Source organism: Granulicella sp. 5B5 (assembly GCF_014083945.1).
In the GTDB taxonomy this organism is placed as follows: Bacteria; Acidobacteriota; Terriglobia; order Terriglobales; family Acidobacteriaceae; genus Granulicella.
This window is the reverse complement of record NZ_CP046444.1, coordinates 586,835-607,582: the sequence shown is the minus strand read 5'-3', so window position 1 is coordinate 607,582 and position 20,748 is coordinate 586,835. Positions and strand designations below refer to the sequence as shown.

Below are 20,748 nucleotides of genomic sequence, written 5' to 3'. Positions count from 1 at the left end.
GGTGGACGGTGCGGCGTGGATAAGGGTAGCAGAGGGGAAGGGCAGGGGATAGGGAGTAGAGGTAGAGCGCGCGCTTCGCGCGGGAAGCAGGTTCCTCGCTGCGCTCGGAATGGAAGAAAGAAAGGCAAGTGCAAGTGCACAGTGGCCGGTTCTTATGGGAGGAGTTCGAAGGATTGGATGGCGACGTGGGAGCCGGCGAGGCTGCGTTCGCGGGCGGGGATGATCTGGACGATGAGCTGGTCGAAGGTGAAGTCGCGGTGAGAGCGCGGGATGTTGAAGGTGAGGGTCTCGTCGATGGCGGGGCGGTTGAGGGGGATGTTGCGCGGTGTGCTGGAGGGGAGCACGATGCGGCCGAGGGACTGGGTGGCTCCGGTGGCGGAGTTGGTGAGGTTGAGCTGGATGGAGATGAGGCCGGGGCGGTCGTCGGCGTTGCGGAGTGAGACGCGGATGGCGCGGAGGGTGGCGGTGTTGAGGGGCGCGCCGAGGAACTGGTGGGCCTCCATGGAGAGTGGGAGGTAGTCGGTGGAGTGGATGTCGACTTTGGTGGCGTCGCCGTGGACGTGGCGGGCATCACGGCCGGGGCGGGTGTCGGGGTGCTTGTAGTACCAGTAGACGCCGTCGAAGGGGATGACCTGTGGCTGGGCGCGGTGCGTGCTGGGTTGTGGGGCGTCGGTGGGTGTGCGCGGGATGGTGCGCTGATGCGGCTTGAGGGGAAGGAAGAGGATGAAGCCGGAGTAGCCTTTGCCGTGGCCGTAGTGGCGCTCGGCTATAGCGGGGATGGGCGGCATGACGTTGGCGAAGGGGAGATGCAGGAGTGATCCGAAGGCTTTTGCGATGGGTTTGTAGCGGAGGAATGGCAGCAGCGGGACGGCGGTGAGGATGAGGACGATGAAGGTTTGTATCGCGCGGGTGTGTTCCTGCTTGAGTCGCGATGAGCGCGGGTAGAGGCGTTGAGGGAGGTTCCAGAGAGGGTATGCGAGTGCCGCGGCGAGGAGCAGGCCGGCGTAGATTGTGTGGCCGGTTAAGAGGGTTGCGATGCCTGCTTGCAGGATGAGTGAGGTGGCGAAGGCTGGCCAGAGTTTTGACCAGAAGGGTGGTGGTTGGGTGCGGAAGAGGTCGTGGGTGGTGATGTGTGCGTCGGCATCCCACTCATGGCGCGATGGAGCTGCGTCATGAATGAGGTACCCAGAGGGTTTTGGGCGGAGGGCGAGGAGTGCGCAGGCCGTGATGATGGGTGGGAGGGCTGCGGCGTAGATGGAGTCTTCTTTGGCGAGGAGCGTGAAGAGCGGCAGCCATGCGATGGCGAGCCAGAAGGTGAGGATGAGTGGGACGGGTGTGGTTTCGAGCTGCTCGCGGAAGATGCGGCAGATGGTCCAGATGCTCGCGGTGTGGAGGATGGCGGTGGCGAGAATATACAGTGTGGCGAGGGCCGCGAGGCTTGTCCAGGTGAGCGTGTGATGCGTGGGTGGGTCGCAGCAGAAGAATGCGGCGAGGCCGGTGATCAGGAGGCTTCCGGCGAAGGGGGTGAGGTGCGAGGCTAGACGGGGTGGGTCTTCGGGCACGGCGCGGCTCTCCTGAAGAAGCTTCATTGTTTGAGTGCACGCCCCAGGATGTCGAGGCAGTCTGAAAGAACTGCAGGTCTCTCCACTCCGCTGCGCTCCGGTCGAGATGACAGTTTTCTGGGGCGAACGCTTCAAGATGCTGCGTGATCAGCGGGCGAGCTTCTTGCGATAGACAGGTGAGTGCGGCGTGCGTGGGAACGAGAGAAGGATGGCTGTGAACAGACTGAGCGCGAGCGGTATGCTGACGGCGAAGAGGTGCAGGGTGAGGTAGAAGTCGTCGTGAGTGACGAAGCGGAGGTCGAGGCCAGTGCCGGTGAGTTGGTGCATGAGGCCGAGGGTCGCGAGCAATAGTGTGCTAAGGCTGACGGAGAGGCCAAACGTGATGTGGAAGGGCGAGGTGCGGTGTGTGCGGCCGGCACGGAGGAAGATGTAGAGCAGAAGGCCGAGCCAGATGAAGGTGACGGCGGGGATGACGCCGTTGACGATCTCCATGCAGGAGGAGAACGGCCAGGCGAGCGTGGCGTAGCGGGCGGGGTCGACGTGGGTGAGGCGGTCGGCGCCGAAGAAACGCCAGCCGGTGTAGAGCGGCGTCCAGAGGATGGAGAAGAGTAGCGGCAGAAGGTAGCTGCCGGTGCGGTTCCAGAGGCCGAAGAGGATGGCGGCGATGACCTGTCGCCAGAGCCAGAGCGCAGAGCAGCCTGCTTCGAACTCTTCGTGTAGATCACCGGCGAGGGCTTCGGCGTTGGGGCCGAGGGTGAGGTGGTCTAAAAGCCATAGGGCTGCGCGAAGCCAGAGCGCGAATCGGAGGACGCGTGAGGGGGTCATGCGGGCTCCTTGTTGAGCGCGGGGATGTTGCTCCAAAGCTGGGTGAGGACGCGGCGCGTGTTGTGGACGGCGCGGAGGCCGCCGCGGGTGACTCGGAAGTAGCGCTTGGCGCGGCCGCCGCGCTCGGGTGTGGCTTCGCCGAGCGAAGAGGCGACGAGGCCGGCGAGCTCGAGGCGGTCGAGTGTGGAGTAGACGCCGGCGAGCGAGACGGCATGGCCGCGTTGCTTGGCGAGCTCGCGGGAGATGGGCACGCCGTAGGCCTCGTCACCGAGATGGAGGATGGTGAGGAGGATGAGGAGCTCGAGTTCGCTGAGGAGGCCTTGCGTTTTCATTTCCTACAAAGTAGCGAAGAAATAAAATTAAGGCAAGAGGGATTTAGATTTTTAGGGAGTAGGGAGCTTTGCGCAAAAATCCCTTTCCAAGTGAGGGTGGTTGAATGTCCTGGGTCTTCGTGGTGCTTCCATGCAAAATACAGGGATCTCTCCACTGCGCTTCGCTCCGGTCGAGATGACACGCATGCGTGACGTGATCTTTTTGTGCAAAGCCGGGGCAGGGGGGTGGTGTGCGCTGCGCGAGAAGCACAAGGGCAACGCCCTCGAAACGCGAGGCCGTGCCCTGGGAGGGCTAGACGGCCTTGCGGTTGAAGAGGGTTTTCTTTCCGGCGAAGGAGGTTTTGGCCTTGACCGAGTTGTTTTCATGGCCGGTAGCAGGCTTGGTGGAGCTGTTGGCCTTGGCGAGTTTTTCGCGCATGGCCTGGAGCTTCTGCTCCTTGGGGCTGAGGCCGGTGGTGCGGGTTGGGGCTTTCGGGATCGAGTTACTCATCCCGCGATTTTCTCATGTTGCGGGCGGTGTGTGCGCTATTTTGGCGGGTTATCGGGGTGGAGGTATTTAGCGAGGAAGACGTAGATATCGTGTCGTGATTCGACGGCGAGAGGGGTGTCGATGCGGTTGAAGTAGTGGCCGCCGGGGGCGTCCTGGTAGATTTTGTAGTCGAACTTCTTGTGCTCGAAGGTGAGGGCCTGGATGAGGTGCTCGACTTCGAGATAGTTGACGTCCTCGTCGTTGGTGTTGGTGTGGATGAGGAGCGGGGTGTCGAGCTCGGCGGCGTGGGTGACGGGGGAGCGCTTGCGGTACTCGGCGATGTCGTCGTGGACGGACTCGCCGATGGCGTAAGGGGCGGAGTAGAGCTGGAGGTAGCCGGGTGTCTCATAGCCCATGCGGGCGACGAGGTCGGAGACGGGGACGCCGGCGTAGGCGCAGGCGAAGTCGTGCGGGTGGGCGAAGATGTTCATGAGGGTGATGAGGCCGCCGTGGCTCCAGCCGACGATGCCGACGCGCTTGGGGTCGAGGAAGGAGTAACGCTGGAGCATCCACTGCATGCCGCGGTAGACGTCGTCGACTTCGAGGCCGCCGTAGTCGATGTCCTGGTAGTAGCCGGTGCCGTAGCCGGTGGAGCCGCGATAGTCGGTGGCGACGATGGTGTAGCCCTGGAGAAGGAGCTCGCGGACCTGGTGGGCGTCGATGGTGGTGTCGAGCGACTGGTGGACGCCTTGGTGGACGTAGACGATGAGTGGCTGCTTTTTGGTGCGGTCGAGGTTTTTGGGGATGAAGGTGTAGACGTGGATGATGAGAGGGTTCGTCGCGCCGGGGGCTTTCTTGTTTTTGACGTGGGGGTTGGGGGCGCCGCCGTACTCGGACTTGTCGATGTCGGCGATGTCGCCGATCTTCTGGTACCAGAGGAGGTCGTCCATGCGCTTGAGGAGGACGTCGTTCTGGCCGTTGTAGGCGGGAGGTTGTGGAGTGGTGGCGGGGCGCGGGGTAGGAATTTGGGCGGCGAGAGGGAGAGATAGAGCTAGGACGGCGAGTGCGGCGAGGGGACGCAAGGCGGGCTCCTGTGAGGCTGCGGGTTAAGTGAGGTTGTGCTGTCACTGTATCGCATGACGGAGCTGGGGTGGGAACCCTCCCCGGGTTTTTGGGGTAAGATCCGGAGCGGATTGGGGTTAGGGGTGGAACCCGATTTTTGCGGCTCGACTTTTAAATGGGAGTGCGGGGCAACCTGGGAGGTGTCGTTGGATGTCCCACGGACAGCTTGCAAGGTGTGGGGGTGGAGGCGTAGCTTTGCAGCCGTCGTTTTTTGCTGTGTGTTCCGCAAAGCGGACGAGGAGGTGTTGCGATGTGCCGTCGGTGCATTCGGACGATGCTTCTGTGGGTTGGGGGTGTGCTGCTGTTTTTGTCGGTGTTTCCGGTGATGGCGGTGGTGTCGCTGGGGCAGTGGGAGACAGCGTTTGTGGCGTCGAAGCTGCTGATGCTGCCGGTGGGGGCGATCTGTCTGCTGGGGGCGGCGGGGTTGCAGGTGAGTCACGGGCGGCAGTGAGGGGAGTGGGCTGGCCTAACCCCATTGGGTGATGGCTGCGGGTGAGGCTGCGCTCTATGGTGAGGAGAACTCATCTCAGGGGCAGGAAAAGAGCACTATGGCCGACTCGTATTTTCAGGTGGAACAGGCTCCTCATGTGAAGGCCCTGAAGCTGTTGCTGACTGGCGCGTCGGAGAGAGCACATGCTGTGTTTGAGACGGACCCAAGGGAGTATGCGCGGAGCATGGATGACGTGCGGGGCCTGATTGGGCAGTTGGCGAATGCGCTGGCGGTGGAAGAGTTGTCGCGCTCGCGGGCGGCTGCAGAGGATGTGGGGTTTGCGGCGCAGGCGATGCAGTTGCGTTGATTCGTTCAGGGTAGGTTGGGGCATCGAGAGGGGTGGTGATTCAGGTCTGTTCGTCCCGCCGTTACTGGATCGTGGTGCGTGGGCGCACGAGCAGCAACCCGATGAGGAATCCGCTGATGAGGCCGCCGAAGTGGGCGGAGAGGTCCGTGGTCCTGCTGAGGGAGCCATAGACGATGTTGTAGAGGACGAAGATTCCTGCGGAGCGGAAGATGCTTTGGGTGGCGGCGGGGTTGAGTACGTTGCGTTTGATGAGAAGGAAGCCGAAGACGGCGCCGTAGAGACCGAAGATGGCACCCGAGGCTCCTGCGCCGACGGACTGAGGGTGGACCCAGACGCTGACCACGCTGCCGGAGAGGCCGGCGATGAAGTAGATGAGCAGGTAGCGTGCGCGCCCGAAGACGAGTTCAATGAACGGCCCGATTTGATAGAGGACGTACATGTTGAAGGCGATGTGGATGATGCCGAAGTGGACGAAGATGGAGGTAAGCAGACGCCACCACTGGTGCGCTCCGACGGTGGCGGGGCCGAAGTCGCCGCCCCAGTTAAATACTTCCTGGGGCGTGGGCGAGGTGAAGGAGACGCCGCTTGCGACCATCGCGAGGAATACCAGGGCGTTGATGGCGATCAGCGCATAGGTGATGGTGTAAGGGCTGGGCGAACGCTGCTGGCGGGTTGGCTGGGCAGCGGGTTCGGAGATGACGCTGTCGGGCATGTGGCTATAGTTCTCGCTTGCCTTACGTTCGCTGCTTAGAGTTTGACGGAATCGGACAGGCAGATTCTACCTATACCTGGAACCGTCAGTTTGTGCAGCTTCGTGTCGTTGGTGACGAAGTAGTCGACGTTAGCTGTTGCGGCGATGGACAGGTGGAGAGCGTCGAGGGGTTTGACGCGGTGGATTCCCCGGAGTGTGGTGTATACATCCATCGCTGCGAGATTGTAGGGAGCGAGCGTAACGGCGGTCGAAAGAAAGAAGTGGCGAAGCCGGGCTATGGCGAACTCGTCCTGATCGCGTCGAGGGACAACGAGGATTTCGCTGAGCACGAAGATGCTGGAGACGGCGGTGTGGTGGCCACGTTTGAGGCGGTCGACAAGGGCGTCGGCTGCCGGGCCGAATATTGGATTGTCTTCGAAGTGATAGACCCACTCTGTGGTGTCGAGGTAGAGCCTCATTCGCCGTCAGCGCCTTCGTTCCATGCCTCGCGCTCTTTGCGGTGGTACTCTTCGGCGCCGCCGAGTTTGGCGTAGCTCTCTTTGAGGATGCCACGCATGTTTTCAAACAGAGCCCAGCCCTCTTCGTAGCTGAGGGGTTTTTCGTCGAGTTCGGGTGTGGATGGCGGAACAGGGTGGGATGCCATGCGCGTCGCTCCTCGTGGAGATAGTTTACGCCGAGGGGCTGAGTTTTGATACCGGACGGGGCACCCATGATTGGGCCACCCGCCGAACCCACGTCTCAGAAGCGAGACTTGCGACACCCGGCCCGCCAGATATCAATATCCTTCGGATAATTTTCCATAAAGTGGCCGTCTATTGCGAAGTAAAGTGTTCCTTGTGCTATCTCGAAAGGTAGTAGGAGCACCGACTGCAAATAATGCTTTTCGAATCGTTCGAAAGAGATCCATAGACCATCTCTCGTCGGATATCCATTCATGTAGACGCTTCCTACCTTACGCGTCCAACCCGAATTCGCCCGTTTCTTCGAGAAGCCGAGGCTCGAGAAGATGGAATCGGCATGGGCATGGATTTCGCAAAAGTCCATCGCAGAGCTGTCGAACGCATCCAAGTGCCGTACCTCGTAGTTAGTTGTCATCTAACTTTAGGTCAAGTTGGTCGCCCTTCTTTGGGAAAGCATCTTGCAGATTAATGACAAACTTGTGCCAGTCGGCACTGATTCTCATGATCGCCACAACAGCGTGAAGGTGCTGCGCTAAAGCTGGATGACCGACGTCATCTGTGAGCCATTGATGGTGTTTCGCTTTCCTCTCGCCACATTCCTGCATAGGGTTCCGGCTTTCCAACTCTTTCAGAATGCCCGGTGCCAACCGCTCGTAGACGATATTTTTTGTGTACTTGCTGACTATCTGAGGAGGATTTACAGAACGACCCTGCCATTTCCACCGTCTGAGACGAAATAGTTGCTCATAGTATTCGTCAGGAAATCTCTTTGCCCATGCCGCAAGCTCCTTTTTCAGGTACCGATCAAGAAGTGCTTGGAGGGCATCACGCTTTCTTGTTGCTTGATATCCGGTGGCTTCGTCGATAAGGGCGGCGAGACCCACGTTCGCGAGAGAGACCAAAAGTGACTCGGCTGCTCTGGCGTAACGAAGCTCTGCTGTGCTCCTAAGCAGACCCAACTCTCGAGCCTTTAAAAGCAGCTTACATATCTCAATCAAGCCTTCAGCTTCGAACCCTATCAACCTTTGTCCATCTGAGGTTACGAACCTAATAGGTAAATCGAAGACGTTTGCCGCTTGAGCGAGTGGACTCTTCTGAAGAAGCCTATGAGATGCTAACGACTTGAGGATTGAGCTGCCACTCTCCGTGACAGGTATGTTGAGGACTGCTTTGAAGGATCGCTTGTCGAACACTCTCTTGCCGTCTGACAAGTTATGAGCATGTAGCGACCAATTACCCAGTGAAACGAAGCCGCTGTGAGTCGCTTTCGCCACTTTCACGTTTACCTCCGCACCCTCTATCGATAATAGGACACGGAGATGCACGAATAGCTGTGGAAATCAAGTTACATATCTATGCAGACCAAGGTTTGTGGTAATTGCCTGCTAACTGAACAGGAATTCCTTGTCTCTGAGGTCTTTGATTTGGTCGCGGAGTTTGGCGGCTTTTTCGAACTCGAATTTTTTGGCGGATTCGCGCATGTCGGATTCGAGGTTCTGGATGTAGGTGTCGAGGTCGGCCTGGGTGGTGAACTCCAGGGCTTCGAGGGCTACGTCGTCGTTGGTGAGTTCTAGGTAGTCGGCGTTGGTAATGGTGGCGAGGGAGTCGTCGATGCTGCGGATGACGGTGCGGGGGGTGATGCCGTGTTCGGCGTTGTAGGCCTCCTGCGCGTTGCGGCGGCGGTTGGTTTCTCCGATGGCGCGCTGCATGGAGTCGGTCATCTTGTCGGCGTAGAGGATGGCGCGGCCTTCGAGGTGGCGGGCGGCGCGGCCGATGGTCTGGATGAGGGAGCCCTGGCTGCGGAGGAAGCCTTCTTTGTCGGCATCCAAAATTGCAACAAGCGACACCTCTGGTAAATCCAGGCCTTCGCGGAGGAGGTTGATGCCGATGAGGACGTCGTACTCGCCTTTGCGGAGGGAGCGGAGGAGGCGGATGCGTTCGAGGGTGTCGATCTCGGAGTGCATGTAGCGGCAGCGGACGCCGACCTCGGTGTAGTAGTTGGCGAGGTCTTCGGCCATGCGCTTGGTGAGCGTGGTGACGAGGACGCGCTGATGTTTCTCAGCCCGGTCGCGGATCTCGGCTAAGAGGTCGTCGATCTGGCCTTTGACGGGGCGGATTTCGACTTGCGGGTCGACGAGGCCGGTGGGGCGGATGATTTGTTCTACGACGACTCCGGCGGACTTGGTGAGCTCGTAGGGGCCGGGGGTGGCGGAGACGTAGATGATCTGGCCGACGCGGGACTCCCACTCTTCGAAGCGGAGGGGGCGGTTGTCCATGGCGGAGGGGAGGCGGAAGCCGTAGTCGACGAGGTTTTGCTTGCGGCTGCGGTCGCCGTGCCACATGCCGTGGAGCTGCGGGACGGTGACGTGGGACTCGTCGATGAAGGTGAGGAAGTCGCGGGGGAAGTAGTCGAGAAGCGTGGGTGGGGGCTCGCCGGGGAGGCGGCCGGAGAAGTGGCGCGAGTAGTTTTCGATGCCGTGGCAGAAGCCGACGGACTTGATCATCTCGAGGTCGAAGCGGGTGCGCTGGTGGATGCGTTGCGACTCGACGAGGCGGCCCTCTTTTTCTAGCTGGGCCTCCCAGTCGATGAGCTCGTCGAGGATGGAGTTGATGGCGGTGGTCTTGCGCTCGGGCTGAACGACGTAGTGCGATTTCGGATAGATGGGGAGGCGCGAGTACTTCTGCTTGACGGTGCCGAAGAGCGGGTCGATCTGCGAGAGGGAGTCTATCTCGTCGCCGAAGAGCTCGATGCGGAAGGCGTTCTCGTCGTAGGTGGGGAAGACCTCGATGATATCTCCTCTCACGCGGAAGGTGCCGCGGCGGAAGTCGACGTCGTTGCGCTCGTAGAGGATTTCGACGAGACGGCGGGTGATGTCTTCGCGCTTGAGCTTCTGGCCTTTTTCGAGGAGCAGCAACATGCCGTAGTAGGCTTCGGGGCTGCCGAGGCCGTAGATGCAGGAGACGGAGCTGACTATGATGCAGTCGCGGCGCTCGAAGAGGGAGCGCGTGGCGCTGAGGCGGAGCTTGTCGAGCTCGTCGTTGATGGTGGACTCTTTTTCGATGTAGAGGTCGCCGGCGGGGATGTAGGCTTCGGGCTGGTAGTAGTCGTAGTAGGAGACGAAGTACTCGACGGCGTTGTTGGGGAAGAACTGTTTGAACTCGTGATAGAGCTGCGCGGCGAGAGTCTTGTTGTGCGCGAGGATGAGCGCGGGGCGCTGCGACTGCTCGATGATTTTGGCCATGGTGAAGGTCTTGCCGGAGCCGGTGACGCCGAGCAGGACCTGGTCCTTCTCTTCGGCGGCGAGACCGTTCGTCAGCTCACGGATGGCGCGGGGCTGGTCGCCCTGGGGGGAGTAGTCGGAGACTAGCTGGAAGTCCATCCTTGTAGGATACGAGATGGCAGTGACAGGATGTGTCAGGAGGTTTGGTGAACTGCTCCGAACCTGTTCTTTGCGCACGCACGGACATCAAGAGTTTCGGTTGACTGCCAATGCTCCCGGTCCGTAGAAGAACAGCATGACTGCTATCGCGAACAACGCAAAGATATAGTTGTAAATCCCGAACCCTTGATGAATACCGACGGCGATCAGTGCGACCAGCATATTGATGGCGATGAAAAGAGACGCGAGCCTGGTGAGAAGGCCGAGGAGCAACAAGATGCCACCTATGAATTCTGTGTAGGCAGACACGATGCCCAGCCATGCGGGCATGCCGAGCGCTCTAATATAGCTTTCAAAACCATGCAGTGCGCCGTGTGGGACAACTTTTTCATAGCCATGCACTAACATAGAGACGCCTAAGGCGACTCGGAGGACCAAGGCTCCCCATGGCTGCAGTTGGTTTAGGGTTTTGATCATAAGATGGTCCATTGCAGACATCTTATCTGAAGTGAAATGGAGAGAGTGAATGGCTGACGGAAAGACGGAGCTTTGGTTGATTCGGCATGGCGAGACGGAGTGGAGCCTGAGTGGGCAGCATACGAGCACGAGCGATATTGCGCTGACGGACCATGGGCGGCAGAGAGCGGTGGAGCTGAAGGAGTATCTGAACGGGAAGAAATTTGCCGCGGTGTTCACCAGTCCGATGCAGCGGGCACGGCAGACGTGTGCGATCGCCGGGTATGGAGACGTGGCGGAGGTGGATGACAACCTGATGGAGTGGAACTATGGGGAGTCCGAGGGGAAGACGACCAAGGAGATGCGCGAGAAGTATGGGCCGACGTGGAGCGTGTGGACGGACCCGATCGTAGGCGGCGAGAGCGTGGAGGAGGTGGGAGCGCGCGCGGACAAGGTGATTGCTCGGTCTCTGGCGGCGGCCACGTTCCACCTGGGCGCGACCGTGGAGAGCCAGAGCGTGGCGCTGTTTGCCCATGCGCATATTCTGCGAATCATCGCGGCGCGGTGGATTGGACTGGACGCGGTGGGCGGCCGGTTGTTTTCATTGGGGACCGGGAGCGTGAGCGTGCTGGGGTTCGAGCGCGAGACGCGGGTGGTGTCGAAGTGGAACCGAGGATTCGAGGAGGGCAGGGAGTAGGGAGTGGGTAATAGGGAGTAGAGCGGTGGTGAGGGCGCGCAGAGGGGTGCGCGCCTTTGCCGTTTTTTGTGTGCTCGGCTTATGTGGGTATAAGGGGCCGCAAGCTGTGAACACTTAGACTGGAGGTGTGTGTTTGAGATGCGTCGCGTGCGCGCGGCAGAGGTGTGGGAGACAGATGGACGCATTAGTGGATTTGCAACATGTGAATGTGGCCCGGGGCAACAATATGGTGTTGCATGACCTGAGCCTGAGGATTGAAGCCGGTGAGCATGTGGTCATCCTGGGACCGAATGGGTGTGGGAAGTCGACACTGCTTAAGACGATGACGTGCGAGTGCTACCCGGTTGTTCGGCCTGAGACGCAGGTGAGCATTATGGGGCGCGAACGGTGGGACCTGACGGAGTTGAAGCGTCGCATGGGAGTGGTGAGCGCAGAGCTGCCGGGACGGCAGACGCTGACGACGAGCGCGTTCGATGCGGTGCTGACAGGGTTCTTTTCGAGCTCGACGCTGTGGCCGAACCTTACGGTGACGGACGCGATGCGGGCGAAGGCGGAGGAGATCCTGGTGCTGGTGGGTGCGGAGGCCCTGCGCGAGAAGCCGGTGGGGCAGATGAGCGCAGGGCAGCAGCGCAGAGTGATGATTGGGCGGGCGCTGGCGGGGACGTCGCTGGATGCGAAGGCGGGCGATGTGAAGATGCTGCTGCTGGATGAGCCGAGCAACGCGCTGGATTTAGGGGCGCAGCATGACTTGCGCGAGCTGCTGCGCGGGCTGGCGCAGAAGGGGACAGCGATCCTGCTGATCACGCACCATATTGCCGACATTCTGCCGGAGATGGACCGCGTGGTGATGATGCGCGAGGGACGCGTGATTGCGGATGGATCGAAGCAGGAGTTGCTGACAGCGAACCGGCTGAGTGAGTTGTTTGGGCGGGAGATTTCGCTGAGTGAGCGCGGTGGATACTGGAATGCGTGGTAATGAAAAGATTGTATGAGTTCCGGTTTTGAGACGGGTTTTCGTGCGGCGATGATGATTTCACTTTTTCAAGATCGGCAGGATGAAGTTTTGCACGATTAGTTGAAGAAATATTTTGGTCAAGTGATTTTGATGGGATCAAATATCGCTGTCACGACGTGAGTTACGTCGATGCACCGATTTGTCCCCCTTTGCGAGATTTACATCTAACCGTGCAATGCCGAAGCGCAGTCTTTGACGAAGAGGCTTTGCCGAGGTTGTGGACGGTCGCGAAATTGCGGTATGTCGCGCTGCGGGCCGAACAAGACGAGAAAGGAACTATTGATGAAAAATCAGCGTCGAATGAAAACAATTTTGGGACTGGGCATGTCTTTTGCCATGCTTACGTTCTCCGGTGTAACTGTCCAGGCTCAGAGCAATGCGGAGTTACAGGGCATGATTGTTGGGCGTGATGGCCCGACCATGTATGTGAAAACAGGCGACACAAGGCAGATTGTTACGCTGCAAGACAACACGCAGGCTACCGAGAAGGGTGGCTTTCTAGGCTGGAGCCACAAGGACCTGGGTATCGCGGCGCTGGTGCCCGGGCTGGAAGTGAAGGTCGATGGCACATATGACCAAGACCACAAGCTCATTGCGCGGAAGGTTGAGTTTACGCGCGGATCGATGCGTACGGCCAACCAGATCGATGCCGGGCTGACCCCGACGAACGCAAAGGTCGCTGCGCAGCAGGATGCGCTGATGAGTGCTCGCCGCGATATCGAAAGTACGCAGGCGGACATTGCGGCCAGCAAGCAGCAGATTGCCGCGAACCAGCAGCAGGAGCAGCAGGACGCTCAACAGGCCCAGACCGGCATCGGCAAGACGAATGGCCGCATTGGTCAGCTTGACCAGTACGAGACGAAGGGCACGCTGACGGTGAACTTCCGCAACGGCAGCGCGGTCGTAAGCAAGGCAGACAAGGACCAGCTTGAGGACTTCATCAAGACGGCTTCGAACACGCCGGGCTTCATGGTCCAGGTGCAGGGCTATGCGTCTGCAGTTGGTTCGGCCACGCTGAACCAGCGGCTGAGCAGCGAACGCGCCGATGCGGTGCTGGCCATTATTCAGCAGAGCGGTGCAGTACCGATGACTCGGATTCTGGCGCCTGCGGCGATGGGAACTTCGGAGCAGGTTGCCGATAACCACTCGCGCTCTGGCCAGAAGGAGAACCGGCGTGTGGTGGTGACGATCCTGGTGAACAAGGGCATTGTGGGTTCATCGGACCAGACCGCTTCGGTAACGCAGCCGGGGCAGTAGTCATAGTGCAGCAGCGGGCGCGTTGATGTAAGTCAGCGCGCCGGACTGGAAGATTTGGCGATCGTGTTGGAGCTTGCTCTTGCACGGTCGCCAGATTGTTTAACAGGGGTGAGGCGAAAGACTTTCACGCAGAGTACGCCGTGTCAGCGCAGAGTACGCAATGTGAGACGGCTAGCGGGAGGGGTTGGTGCCGGTGAGTTGGACGAGTTGCGTGTCGGCGGACGGGTCTTCAACCATCTGCGGGCGCTGGACGGTGCGGGGGCCGAGGACGGCGACGTTGGGCAGCGGGCCTTTGACCATGGCGACTTCGTCGCAGGCGTAGAGGCGCGGGCAGGTCTGGCAGTCCTTGTAGATCTTGTCGGGCATGGCGTCACGTTCGGCGACGCGGAAGCCGAGGTGCTCGAAGTAGTCGGGGATGCGGGTGAAGAGGCAGACGGACATGACCTGGTGCTCTTCGGCTTCGGCGAGGAGGGCTTCGAGGATGGCGTCGCCGGCACCGAGGCCGCGGGCTTCGGGCTTGACGACGATGGAGCGGACCTCGGCGAGATGCGGGCCGTAGAGATGGAGCGCGCCGCAGCCGATGAACTCATGCTCGCCGTCGTCGTTGGCGATGCAGGCGACGGTGAAGTCGCGGATGTTCTCGCAGACCTCGGCGTAGGAGCGGCGGAGGAGCGTGCCGTCGTGGGAGAGGGAGTTGACGAGGTCGAAGATGCTGCGGGCGTCCTGCAGGCGCGCCTTGTGCACGGTGATGATGCGGAAGTCGTCCTTCGCGGACGGCGAGAGGCTTCGCGTGGCGTGGCCGAGGTCTGCGGCTTCGCGATCTTTGGTGCTCGATGAGATGGTGAGGTTAGGCAACTACGTGGTCCTCCGAAGAGACCGAAGAAATTAGATGCGCGACGCGCGTTTTCGCTGCGGTCAGCGCCTCGGCGACGCGGTGGGTTGCGGTGCCACCGATGACATCGTGACAGTCTAATGTAGCGCGCAGCGAGATGCTATCGAAGAAGTCTTCGGCGAAGTCTTCGCTGAGTTGCTGGAGTTCGGGAAGGGGAATTTCGTTGAGTTCGAGGCGCTTTGCTGGATCCATTTCCAGGCCGAGGCGGACGGCGTTGCCGACGATCTCGTGCGCCTTGCGGAAGGGCACGCCCTTGTTGCTGAGGTAGGTGGCGGCGGCCATCGCGTTGAGGTAGCCGGTCTGCGCGGCGGCGGTCATGACCTCGGGCTTGAAGGTGAGCGCGCGGGTGAAGTTGGGGAGCACGCTGAGGAGGCCGGTGAGGGTGTCGGCTACGTCGAAGATCTGCTCCTGGCCTTCCTGGAGGTCTTTGTTGTAGGCGAGAGGAAGGCCTTTTATCAGGGTCGCTAATGCTGTTGCGGAGCCTAGAAGCCGGGCGGATTTGCCGCGGGCCAACTCGGTGAGGTCGGGGTTCTTCTTCTGCGGCATCGCGGAGCTGCCGGTCGAGAAAGCTTCGGGGAGGTCTATAAATCCGAATTCAGAGGTCGCGTATAAAGTGAGCTCTTCGGCGAAGCGCGAGATGTGAAGGCCTAGCGTGGTGGCGGCTTGTGCGAAGTCGAGCATGAAGTCGCGATCGCTGGTGGCGTCCATGCTGTTGGGGGTTGGTGCGGTGAAGGCAAGAGCCTTGGAGGCGATAGTGCGGTCGAGAGCAAGCGTGGCTCCAGCGATGGCTCCGCTGCCGAGCGGGCAGAGGTTCATGCGGGTGCGGGCGTCGGTGAAGCGGGAGTGGTCGCGCTCGAGCATGGAGACGTAGGCGAGGAGCCAGTGCGCGATGAGGACCGGCTCGGCCCGCTGGAGGTGGGTGTAGCCGGGCATGACGGCTGTGCCGGATTTTTCGGCGAGAGTGATGAGCGCGAGGAGCCAGTCGCGGAGGCCGGTGAGCGTGGAGTCGATGGCGTCGCGCACGAAGAGGCGCATGTCGGTCGCGATCTGCTCGTTGCGGCTGCGGCCGGTGTGGAGCTTGAGGGCGAGCGCGCCGATCTCTTTGGTGAGCTCTAGTTCGACGAAGTGGTGGATGTCTTCGGCCTGTGGCGCGGAGGCTACGATGGCTGCGCCGATCTGCTGGTCGGAGGTTTCGTAGTCTACCTGGCCGCTGGTGGCGGAGATGCGGTTGGACCAGTTGATCGCTCGTTCGCCTACGAGTGTTAGGCCGCGCAGGGTTGTTTCTAGTTCTTCGGGCGTGAGGATGCCGGCGGCGGCGATGGTTTGGGCGTGCGCTTTGCTGGCGGCGACCTCTTGGGGGAGCAGGCGCCAGTCGAAGGGGAAGCTGCGCTGCCACTGCTCGAAGGTGCGGTTGAGGGGCTCGCGGAAGCGGCCGGACCACATTTTGGTGGGTTCGTTAGACATGGTTCCTCGGGGTGAAACAAGCAACGACAAATGCAAAAGCTTTCACGCAAAGTGCGCAGAGTAAAGACGCCAAGTTTCGCAAAGTTTTGTCTGGGCTGGGTAGGCAGTTTTGCCAACCCGGCAATGGATTATTCTTTGTCGGTGGTGCTGTTGAGTTGGGGCATTTCGGTGCCGTGGCTCAGGTTGATGAGGCCGGTGGCGGCGTAGGTTTGGAGTTTGGCGCGGGTGTCGGTGATGTCGAGGTTGCGCATGGTGAGCTGGCCGATGCGGTCCTTGGGGCTGAAGGTGGATTCGGTTTTTTCCATGCTGAGGCGCTCGGGGGCGAAGGTGAGGTTCGGCGAGTCGGTGTTGAGGATGGAGTAGTCGTTGCCGCGGCGGAACTCGAGGGTAACAGTGCCGGTGATGGGCTTCGCGACCCAGCGCTGCGCAGCTTCGCGTAGCATGAGGGCCTGGGAGTCGAACCAGCGGCCCTGGTAGAGGAGGCGGCCGAGTTTGCGGCCGTTCTCGCGGTACTGCTCGATGGTGTCCTCGTTGTGGATGCCGGTGATGAGGCGCTCGTAGGCGATGAAGAGCAGAGCGAGGCCGGGGGCTTCATAGATGCCGCGCGACTTGGCTTCGATGATGCGGTTCTCGATCTGGTCGGACATGCCGAGGCCGTGGCGGCCGCCGATTTCGTTGGCGGCGTACATGAGGGCGACGGGGTCTGCGAAGTGCTTGCCGTTGAGCGCGACAGGGAAGCCTTCTTCAAAGCGGACGGTGATCTCTTCGGGCTTGATGTCGACGTCTTGTTTCCAGAAGGCCGAGCCCATGATGGGGGCGACGATCTTCATGGAGGTGCTGAGGTGTTCGAGGTCTTTCGCTTCGTGGGTTGCACCGAGGAGGTTGGAATCGGTGGAGTAGGCCTTCTCGGTCGACATCTTGTAGTCGAAGCCGGAGGCGATGAGGAACTCGGACATCTCTTTGCGGCCGCCGAGTTCGTGGATGAACTGGTCGTCGAGCCACGGTTTGTAGACCTTGAGGTCGGGGTTGACGAGGAGGCCGTAGCGGTAGAAACGCTCGATGTCATTGCCCTTGAAGGTGGAGCCGTCGCCCCAGATGTTGACGCCGTCCTCCTTCATGGCGGTGACGAGCATGGTGCCGGTGACGGCGCGGCCGATGGGCGTGGTGTTGAAGTAGGTGACGCCGGCGGTGGTGATGTGGAAGGCTCCGGCCTGGAGCGCGGCGATGCCTTCGCGGACGAGCTGGGCGCGGCAGTCAATGAGGCGAGCCTGCTCGGCACCGTATTCGAGGGCTTTGCGCGGGATGGCCTCGTAGTCGGTCTCGTCGGGCTGGCCGAGGTTGGCGGTGTAGGCGTAGGGGAGCGCGCCCTTCTGCTTCATCCAGTGAAGAGCGGCGGAGGTGTCGAGGCCTCCGGAGAAGGCGATGCCGACGCGCTGGCCGGTGGGGAGGGATTCGAGGATCACGGACATGATGGGTTCCTAAGCAAGAACAAAAGCAAAAGCTTTCACGCAGAGTTCGCGAAGTTTTTAAAAGAAAGTTACGCGATGTAGAACAAACAACGGCAACGACAGAAGCAGATTCCCTTTGGGAATGACAAACAAGAAAAGCAACGGCAACGAGGGTTAGCGCTTTGTGCGGGTTCGGGTGCGCGGGTTGGGGAGGCGTTTTGCGCCGCCGAGGAGCATGAGGGTGATGGCCTTCTGGGCGTGCATGCGGTTTTCGGCCTGGTCGAAGACGATGGACTGTGGGCCGTCAAGGACGGTGTCGGTGACTTCGGCACCGCGGTGGGCGGGGAGGCAGTGCATGAAGACGGCGGAGTCCTGCGCGAGCTTCATAAGGTCGTCGTTGACCTGGTAGGGCTTGAAGATGGGGGCGCGGCGGGCGGCTTCGTGCTCCTGGCCCATGGAGGTGCAGACGTCGGTGTAGATGGCGTCGGCGCCGGTGGCGGCCTTGATGGGGTCGGTGGTGATGGTGAGGGTGGCGCCGGTGTGCTCGGCGAGCTCGATGGCCTTGTGGACGATCTCTAGCTTCGGCGCGAAGTTCTTCGGTGTCGCAACGGTGACGTGTGAGCCGAGCAGAGCGCCGGCGAGCATGAGCGAGTGGCAGACGTTGTTGCCGTCGCCGACGTAGGTGAACTTGAGGCCTTCGACGGAGCCGAAGTGCTCTTCAAGGGTGAAGAAGTCGGTGATGGCCTGGCAGGGGTGCTCGAGGTCGGAGAGGGCGTTGATGACGGGGACCTTGGCGTGCGCGGCCATCTCGGTGACGGTGTCGTGCGCGTAGGTGCGGAGGACGATGACGTTCATCCAGCGCTCGAGGTTGCGGGCGACGTCGGGGATGGACTCGCGCTCGCCGAGGGGCTCCTTGGTCTGGTCGACGAAGAGGGCGTTGCCGCCGACGGTGTTCATGGCGACCTCAAAGGTGAGGCGTGTGCGGAGCGAGGCCTTCTCGAAGAACATGACCATCTGCTTGGCGTCGAGGGCGTGGCGGAAGTCTTCAGGAGTGGACTTTACCGCATGAGCGAGTTCCAGAATCGCGGCCATCTCGCTGACGGAGAGATCGGCGATGGAGGTGAGGTCGCGGCCGGCGAGGCCCTTGGCGGTCTCAGTGAAGGCGGTGTCGGACTGGATGCCGAGGGTGGCGGACTTGGGGGTGTTCATGACGATGGTCTTGTTTTCCATTTTGAAGACTCCTACAACGACGGGAGGCTCTCTCCCTCCGGGGCTAAAGCCCCGCTCTGATTAGCGATTGTGAACGGACGGGCTGAAGCCCGTCCCCTTCAAAGCAACTGCGCTGCTGTTCCCTTCAAAGCAACTGTGTAGCTGTTCCCTTCAAAGCTACGGCGTCTCCAGTGGAGTGTTGGGTGAGCAGTTGGTCGAGGGCGGCGATGGTCTGGTCGACGTGCTCGCGGGTGATGAGATAGGGCGGCAGGAAGCGGAGCACGGTCTCATGCGTGCGGTTGAGGATGATGCGGCGTTGCTGCATGTCGCCGAGGATGGTCTTTGCGAGGTCGGCGGAGTGCAGCTCAAGGCCGAGCATGAGGCCGAGGCCGCGTACCTGCTTGATGGCCTCGTGCTTCGATTGTAGAGCGAGAAGTTGTGCGTGGAAGTAGTCGCCGACCTCGTTGATGTGGTCGAGGAGGTTGGCGGATTTGATCTCGTCGATGACGGCGATGGCTACTGCCACGGCCAATGGATTACCACCGAATGTCGTCCCGTGCATGCCGGGGGTGATGGCGCGGGCTGCGGCGTCGGTGCAGAGCATGGCGCCGATGGGGACGCCGCCGGCCATGGGCTTGGCGAGCGTGGTGACGTCCGGGCGCACGCTGTAGTGCTGGTAGGCGCACCACTTGCCGGTGCGGCCCATGCCGGACTGGATCTCGTCGAGGAGCAGGAGAGCGCCGTTGGAGTCGCAGAGGGCTCTTGCCTCGCTTAGGAGTTCTTCGGAGATCGGGTTGATGCCGCCTTCGCCTTGCAGGACCTCGATGCAGATGCCGCAGACCTTGTTGCTAAACGCGGCGCGCAGGGCTGCGATGTCGTTCATGGGGATGAACTCGACGCCGGGGATGAGCGGGGCGAAGGGCTCGCGGTAGAGGGCCTTGTGCGTAGTGGAGACGGCGCCCATGGAGCGACCGTGGAAGCTGTTGTCCAGGGCGATGAATTTGGTGCCGATCTGCTTGCCTTCGGCGCGGAGCATAGTGGCGTTGGCGCGGGCGAGCTTGAGCGCGGCCTCCCATGCCTCGGTGCCGGAGTTGCAGAAGAAGACGCGGTCGAGGCCGGTGATCTCGGTGAGGCGGAGGGCGAGCTCTGTGGTGCCGGCGTTGTAGAAGAGGTTGCTGGTGTGGATGAGCTTCTGGGCCTGCTCTGTCAGGGCGCGGGTGATGGCGGGGTGGTTGTAGCCGAGCGCGCAGACGCCGATGCCGGAGAGCAGGTCGAGATAGTCGTTGCCGTGCTCGTCGCGGAGGTGGACGCCGTGGCCGCTGACGAATTGCAGAGGGTAGCGGGCGTAGGTCTGGAGGAGAAGTTTGGATTCGGCGGCCTGGAGTTCGGCGAGGGTCATGGGTGGTGCCTCCGGTTTAGAGTGTTGCGGCTGCGAGCAAGAAGCAGGTTCCTCCCCTTCGGCTTCGCTCAGGGTCGGAATGACAGAAAGAAAAGCAAGAGCAACTACAGAAACAGATTCCTTTTGGGGCAGATTCCCTTTGGGAATGACAAACAAAATGCTAGGCGGCGATGACCTCCGTTCCGTCGTCGATGCGGGAGCTGATGAGGTCGGGCAGGAGGGCGGCGGAGTTGGCGGGCAGGATGCGCACGCGTTTGACACCGTGGGTGAGGGCCTCCTTGCAGGCGTTGAGCTTGGGCAACATGCCGCCGGAGACGACGGCGGAGGCTTCGAGGGCGGGGATGTCCTTGAGGTGCAGCCAGCGCAGGACGCTGCCGTCGGCGCCTTTGACGCCGGGGACGTCGGTGAGGAAGACGAGGGCGTCGGCGTGGGTGGCGACGGCGGTGGCGGCGGCCATCTCGTCGGCGTTGATGTTGTAGTACTCGCCGTCGAAGCCGAGGGCGATGGAGGAGATGACGGGGACGGCGCCCATGGTCCAGATGGCGTCGAGCCACTTGGGGTCGGTGGCGGCGATCTCGCCGACGAAGCCGAGGTCGGGGTTGGTCTTCTTCTTGCGCGCACGGAAGACGTGGCCGTCGCCGCCGGTGAGACCCATGGCGGACTGGCCGCACTGGGTGAGTGCCGCGACGAGCGACTTGTTGACGCGGCCGCCGAGGACCATGAGGGCGGCGTCGCGGGTTTCGGCGTCGGTGATGCGGAGGCCGGCGACGAACTCGGATTTTTTGCCCATCTGGTCGAGGAGCTTGGTGAGCTGGACGCCGCCGCCGTGGACGAGCGCCACCTGGTGGCCGTCCTGCGCGAGCTGGGTGACGGCTTTGGCGCAGGTTTGCAGGAGAGATGGGTCCTGCAGGGTGGCACCGCCGAGTTTGACTACGAATTTCATTTGGTTACTCCGTAACTGGAAGGCAAAGGCAAAGGCAAGAGCAAAGGCGTTCCCGCAAAGTTTGCGAAGTTAGCCGAGTTTCGCCACGG

At 61.2% G+C, this 20,748-nt stretch carries 22 protein-coding genes; 5 read left to right on the top strand and 17 right to left on the bottom strand.

The window, feature by feature from the left end; genetic code table 11:
• Positions 1–152: 152 nt before the first annotated feature.
• The 5 genes from GOB94_RS02665 to GOB94_RS02645 form a co-directional block, all read right to left on the bottom strand.
• Complete coding sequence (locus tag GOB94_RS02665) at positions 153–1,589, bottom strand: hypothetical protein (RefSeq protein WP_182277384.1); 1,437 nt, start codon at positions 1,587–1,589, stop codon at positions 153–155.
• A gap of 120 nt (positions 1,590–1,709) precedes the next feature.
• Positions 1,710–2,387, bottom strand: coding sequence for a hypothetical protein (locus GOB94_RS02660; RefSeq protein ID WP_182277383.1), 678 nt, complete (start codon positions 2,385–2,387; stop codon positions 1,710–1,712).
• Positions 2,384–2,719 carry a PadR family transcriptional regulator gene (locus GOB94_RS02655; RefSeq protein ID WP_182277382.1) on the bottom strand — a complete coding sequence of 112 codons (336 nt, stop codon included), beginning with the start codon at positions 2,717–2,719 and terminating at the stop codon, positions 2,384–2,386. Before GOB94_RS02655 ends, GOB94_RS02660 begins: the two co-directional genes overlap by 4 nt.
• A 292-nt stretch (positions 2,720–3,011) precedes the next feature.
• Complete coding sequence (locus GOB94_RS02650; RefSeq protein WP_182277381.1) at positions 3,012–3,209, bottom strand: hypothetical protein; 198 nt, start codon at positions 3,207–3,209, stop codon at positions 3,012–3,014.
• A gap of 35 nt (positions 3,210–3,244) precedes the next feature.
• The gene (locus tag GOB94_RS02645; RefSeq protein WP_220464982.1) at positions 3,245–4,270 is read right to left on the bottom strand and encodes a prolyl oligopeptidase family serine peptidase; all 1,026 of its coding nucleotides are present in this window, start codon (positions 4,268–4,270) and stop codon (positions 3,245–3,247) included.
• A gap of 314 nt (positions 4,271–4,584) precedes the next feature.
• On the opposite strand from GOB94_RS02645, the gene GOB94_RS02640 reads away from it, so the two are divergent.
• Both GOB94_RS02640 and GOB94_RS02635 read left to right on the top strand, forming a co-directional pair.
• On the top strand, positions 4,585–4,761 hold the full coding sequence (locus tag GOB94_RS02640) for a hypothetical protein (RefSeq protein ID WP_182277380.1): 177 nt from the start codon (positions 4,585–4,587) through the stop codon (positions 4,759–4,761).
• Positions 4,762–4,858: 97 nt separating this feature from the next.
• A complete protein-coding gene (locus GOB94_RS02635; protein ID WP_182277379.1) occupies positions 4,859–5,107 on the top strand; it encodes a hypothetical protein in 249 nt (82 codons plus the stop codon).
• Between the two features lie 61 nt (positions 5,108–5,168).
• Here GOB94_RS02635 and GOB94_RS02630 read toward each other — a convergent pair whose 3' ends face one another.
• The 6 genes from GOB94_RS02630 to GOB94_RS02605 form a co-directional block, all read right to left on the bottom strand.
• Complete coding sequence (locus GOB94_RS02630; RefSeq protein ID WP_182277378.1) at positions 5,169–5,819, bottom strand: rhomboid family intramembrane serine protease; 651 nt, start codon at positions 5,817–5,819, stop codon at positions 5,169–5,171.
• Between the two features lie 35 nt (positions 5,820–5,854).
• Complete coding sequence (locus GOB94_RS02625; RefSeq protein WP_182277377.1) at positions 5,855–6,277, bottom strand: type II toxin-antitoxin system VapC family toxin; 423 nt, start codon at positions 6,275–6,277, stop codon at positions 5,855–5,857.
• Entirely contained in the window at positions 6,274–6,462 is a 189-nt protein-coding gene (locus GOB94_RS02620) for a hypothetical protein (RefSeq protein WP_182277376.1), read from the bottom strand. The genes GOB94_RS02625 and GOB94_RS02620 overlap by 4 nt, the downstream gene beginning before the upstream one ends.
• 441 nt (positions 6,463–6,903) lie before the next feature.
• Positions 6,904–7,710, bottom strand: a complete 807-nt coding sequence (locus tag GOB94_RS02615) for a P63C domain-containing protein (RefSeq protein ID WP_220464981.1) — start codon at positions 7,708–7,710, stop codon at positions 6,904–6,906.
• Positions 7,711–7,884: 174 nt separating this feature from the next.
• Positions 7,885–9,879: an excinuclease ABC subunit UvrB gene (uvrB, locus tag GOB94_RS02610; protein ID WP_182277374.1), complete on the bottom strand. Its 1,995-nt coding sequence runs from the start codon at positions 9,877–9,879 to the stop codon at positions 7,885–7,887.
• Positions 9,880–9,966: 87 nt separating this feature from the next.
• On the bottom strand, positions 9,967–10,356 hold the full coding sequence (locus GOB94_RS02605) for a DoxX family protein (RefSeq protein ID WP_182277373.1): 390 nt from the start codon (positions 10,354–10,356) through the stop codon (positions 9,967–9,969).
• A 49-nt stretch (positions 10,357–10,405) separates the two neighbouring features.
• On the opposite strand from GOB94_RS02605, the gene GOB94_RS02600 reads away from it, so the two are divergent.
• The 3 genes from GOB94_RS02600 (at position 10,406) to GOB94_RS02590 (ending at position 13,304) form a co-directional block, all read left to right on the top strand.
• Positions 10,406–11,032, top strand: coding sequence for a histidine phosphatase family protein (locus GOB94_RS02600; RefSeq protein WP_182277372.1), 627 nt, complete (start codon positions 10,406–10,408; stop codon positions 11,030–11,032).
• A gap of 175 nt (positions 11,033–11,207) precedes the next feature.
• A complete protein-coding gene (locus GOB94_RS02595) occupies positions 11,208–12,008 on the top strand; it encodes an ATP-binding cassette domain-containing protein (RefSeq protein ID WP_182277371.1) in 801 nt (266 codons plus the stop codon).
• A gap of 363 nt (positions 12,009–12,371) precedes the next feature.
• Positions 12,372–13,304, top strand: coding sequence for an OmpA family protein (locus tag GOB94_RS02590; protein WP_182277370.1), 933 nt, complete (start codon positions 12,372–12,374; stop codon positions 13,302–13,304).
• A gap of 171 nt (positions 13,305–13,475) precedes the next feature.
• Here GOB94_RS02590 and GOB94_RS02585 read toward each other — a convergent pair whose 3' ends face one another.
• The 6 genes from GOB94_RS02585 to argB form a co-directional block, all read right to left on the bottom strand.
• A complete protein-coding gene (locus tag GOB94_RS02585) occupies positions 13,476–14,159 on the bottom strand; it encodes a GNAT family N-acetyltransferase (protein ID WP_346265641.1) in 684 nt (227 codons plus the stop codon).
• On the bottom strand, positions 14,152–15,660 hold the full coding sequence (gene argH / locus GOB94_RS02580) for an argininosuccinate lyase (protein ID WP_182277369.1): 1,509 nt from the start codon (positions 15,658–15,660) through the stop codon (positions 14,152–14,154). The genes GOB94_RS02585 and argH overlap by 8 nt, the downstream gene beginning before the upstream one ends.
• A gap of 128 nt (positions 15,661–15,788) precedes the next feature.
• Positions 15,789–17,129 carry an argininosuccinate synthase gene (gene argG, locus GOB94_RS02575; RefSeq protein WP_182277368.1) on the bottom strand — a complete coding sequence of 447 codons (1,341 nt, stop codon included), beginning with the start codon at positions 17,127–17,129 and terminating at the stop codon, positions 15,789–15,791.
• 153 nt (positions 17,130–17,282) lie between these two features.
• Positions 17,283–18,338 (bottom strand): ornithine carbamoyltransferase, encoded by a 1,056-nt coding sequence (gene argF / locus GOB94_RS02570; protein ID WP_182277367.1) that lies wholly within the window; start codon positions 18,336–18,338, stop codon positions 17,283–17,285.
• A gap of 124 nt (positions 18,339–18,462) precedes the next feature.
• Complete coding sequence (locus GOB94_RS02565) at positions 18,463–19,716, bottom strand: aspartate aminotransferase family protein (RefSeq protein ID WP_182277366.1); 1,254 nt, start codon at positions 19,714–19,716, stop codon at positions 18,463–18,465.
• A gap of 160 nt (positions 19,717–19,876) precedes the next feature.
• Positions 19,877–20,659 carry an acetylglutamate kinase gene (gene argB, locus GOB94_RS02560; protein WP_182277365.1) on the bottom strand — a complete coding sequence of 261 codons (783 nt, stop codon included), beginning with the start codon at positions 20,657–20,659 and terminating at the stop codon, positions 19,877–19,879.
• Positions 20,660–20,748: the final 89 nt, after the last annotated feature.

Excerpts from the sequence above, each read along its gene's own strand:
- GOB94_RS02565 (WP_182277366.1), bottom strand. The coding sequence starts at position 19,716 with ATGACCCTCGCCGAACTCCAGGCCGCCGAATCCAAACTTCTCCTCCAG.
- GOB94_RS02660 (WP_182277383.1), bottom strand. The coding sequence starts at position 2,387 with ATGACCCCCTCACGCGTCCTCCGATTCGCGCTCTGGCTTCGCGCAGCC.
- GOB94_RS02595 (WP_182277371.1), top strand. The coding sequence starts at position 11,208 with ATGGACGCATTAGTGGATTTGCAACATGTGAATGTGGCCCGGGGCAAC.
- argH (WP_182277369.1), bottom strand. The coding sequence starts at position 15,660 with ATGTCTAACGAACCCACCAAAATGTGGTCCGGCCGCTTCCGCGAGCCC.
- argG (WP_182277368.1), bottom strand. The coding sequence starts at position 17,129 with ATGTCCGTGATCCTCGAATCCCTCCCCACCGGCCAGCGCGTCGGCATC.
- GOB94_RS02630 (WP_182277378.1), bottom strand. The coding sequence starts at position 5,819 with ATGCCCGACAGCGTCATCTCCGAACCCGCTGCCCAGCCAACCCGCCAG.
- GOB94_RS02600 (WP_182277372.1), top strand. The coding sequence starts at position 10,406 with ATGGCTGACGGAAAGACGGAGCTTTGGTTGATTCGGCATGGCGAGACG.
- GOB94_RS02605 (WP_182277373.1), bottom strand. The coding sequence starts at position 10,356 with ATGATCAAAACCCTAAACCAACTGCAGCCATGGGGAGCCTTGGTCCTC.
- GOB94_RS02590 (WP_182277370.1), top strand. The coding sequence starts at position 12,372 with ATGTCTTTTGCCATGCTTACGTTCTCCGGTGTAACTGTCCAGGCTCAG.
- uvrB (WP_182277374.1), bottom strand. The coding sequence starts at position 9,879 with ATGGACTTCCAGCTAGTCTCCGACTACTCCCCCCAGGGCGACCAGCCC.
- argB (WP_182277365.1), bottom strand. The coding sequence starts at position 20,659 with ATGAAATTCGTAGTCAAACTCGGCGGTGCCACCCTGCAGGACCCATCT.
- argF (WP_182277367.1), bottom strand. The coding sequence starts at position 18,338 with ATGGAAAACAAGACCATCGTCATGAACACCCCCAAGTCCGCCACCCTC.
- GOB94_RS02625 (WP_182277377.1), bottom strand. The coding sequence starts at position 6,277 with ATGAGGCTCTACCTCGACACCACAGAGTGGGTCTATCACTTCGAAGAC.
- GOB94_RS02655 (WP_182277382.1), bottom strand. The coding sequence starts at position 2,719 with ATGAAAACGCAAGGCCTCCTCAGCGAACTCGAGCTCCTCATCCTCCTC.
- GOB94_RS02640 (WP_182277380.1), top strand. The coding sequence starts at position 4,585 with ATGCTTCTGTGGGTTGGGGGTGTGCTGCTGTTTTTGTCGGTGTTTCCG.
- GOB94_RS02665 (WP_182277384.1), bottom strand. The coding sequence starts at position 1,589 with ATGAAGCTTCTTCAGGAGAGCCGCGCCGTGCCCGAAGACCCACCCCGT.
- GOB94_RS02635 (WP_182277379.1), top strand. The coding sequence starts at position 4,859 with ATGGCCGACTCGTATTTTCAGGTGGAACAGGCTCCTCATGTGAAGGCC.
- GOB94_RS02650 (WP_182277381.1), bottom strand. The coding sequence starts at position 3,209 with ATGAGTAACTCGATCCCGAAAGCCCCAACCCGCACCACCGGCCTCAGC.
- GOB94_RS02620 (WP_182277376.1), bottom strand. The coding sequence starts at position 6,462 with ATGGCATCCCACCCTGTTCCGCCATCCACACCCGAACTCGACGAAAAA.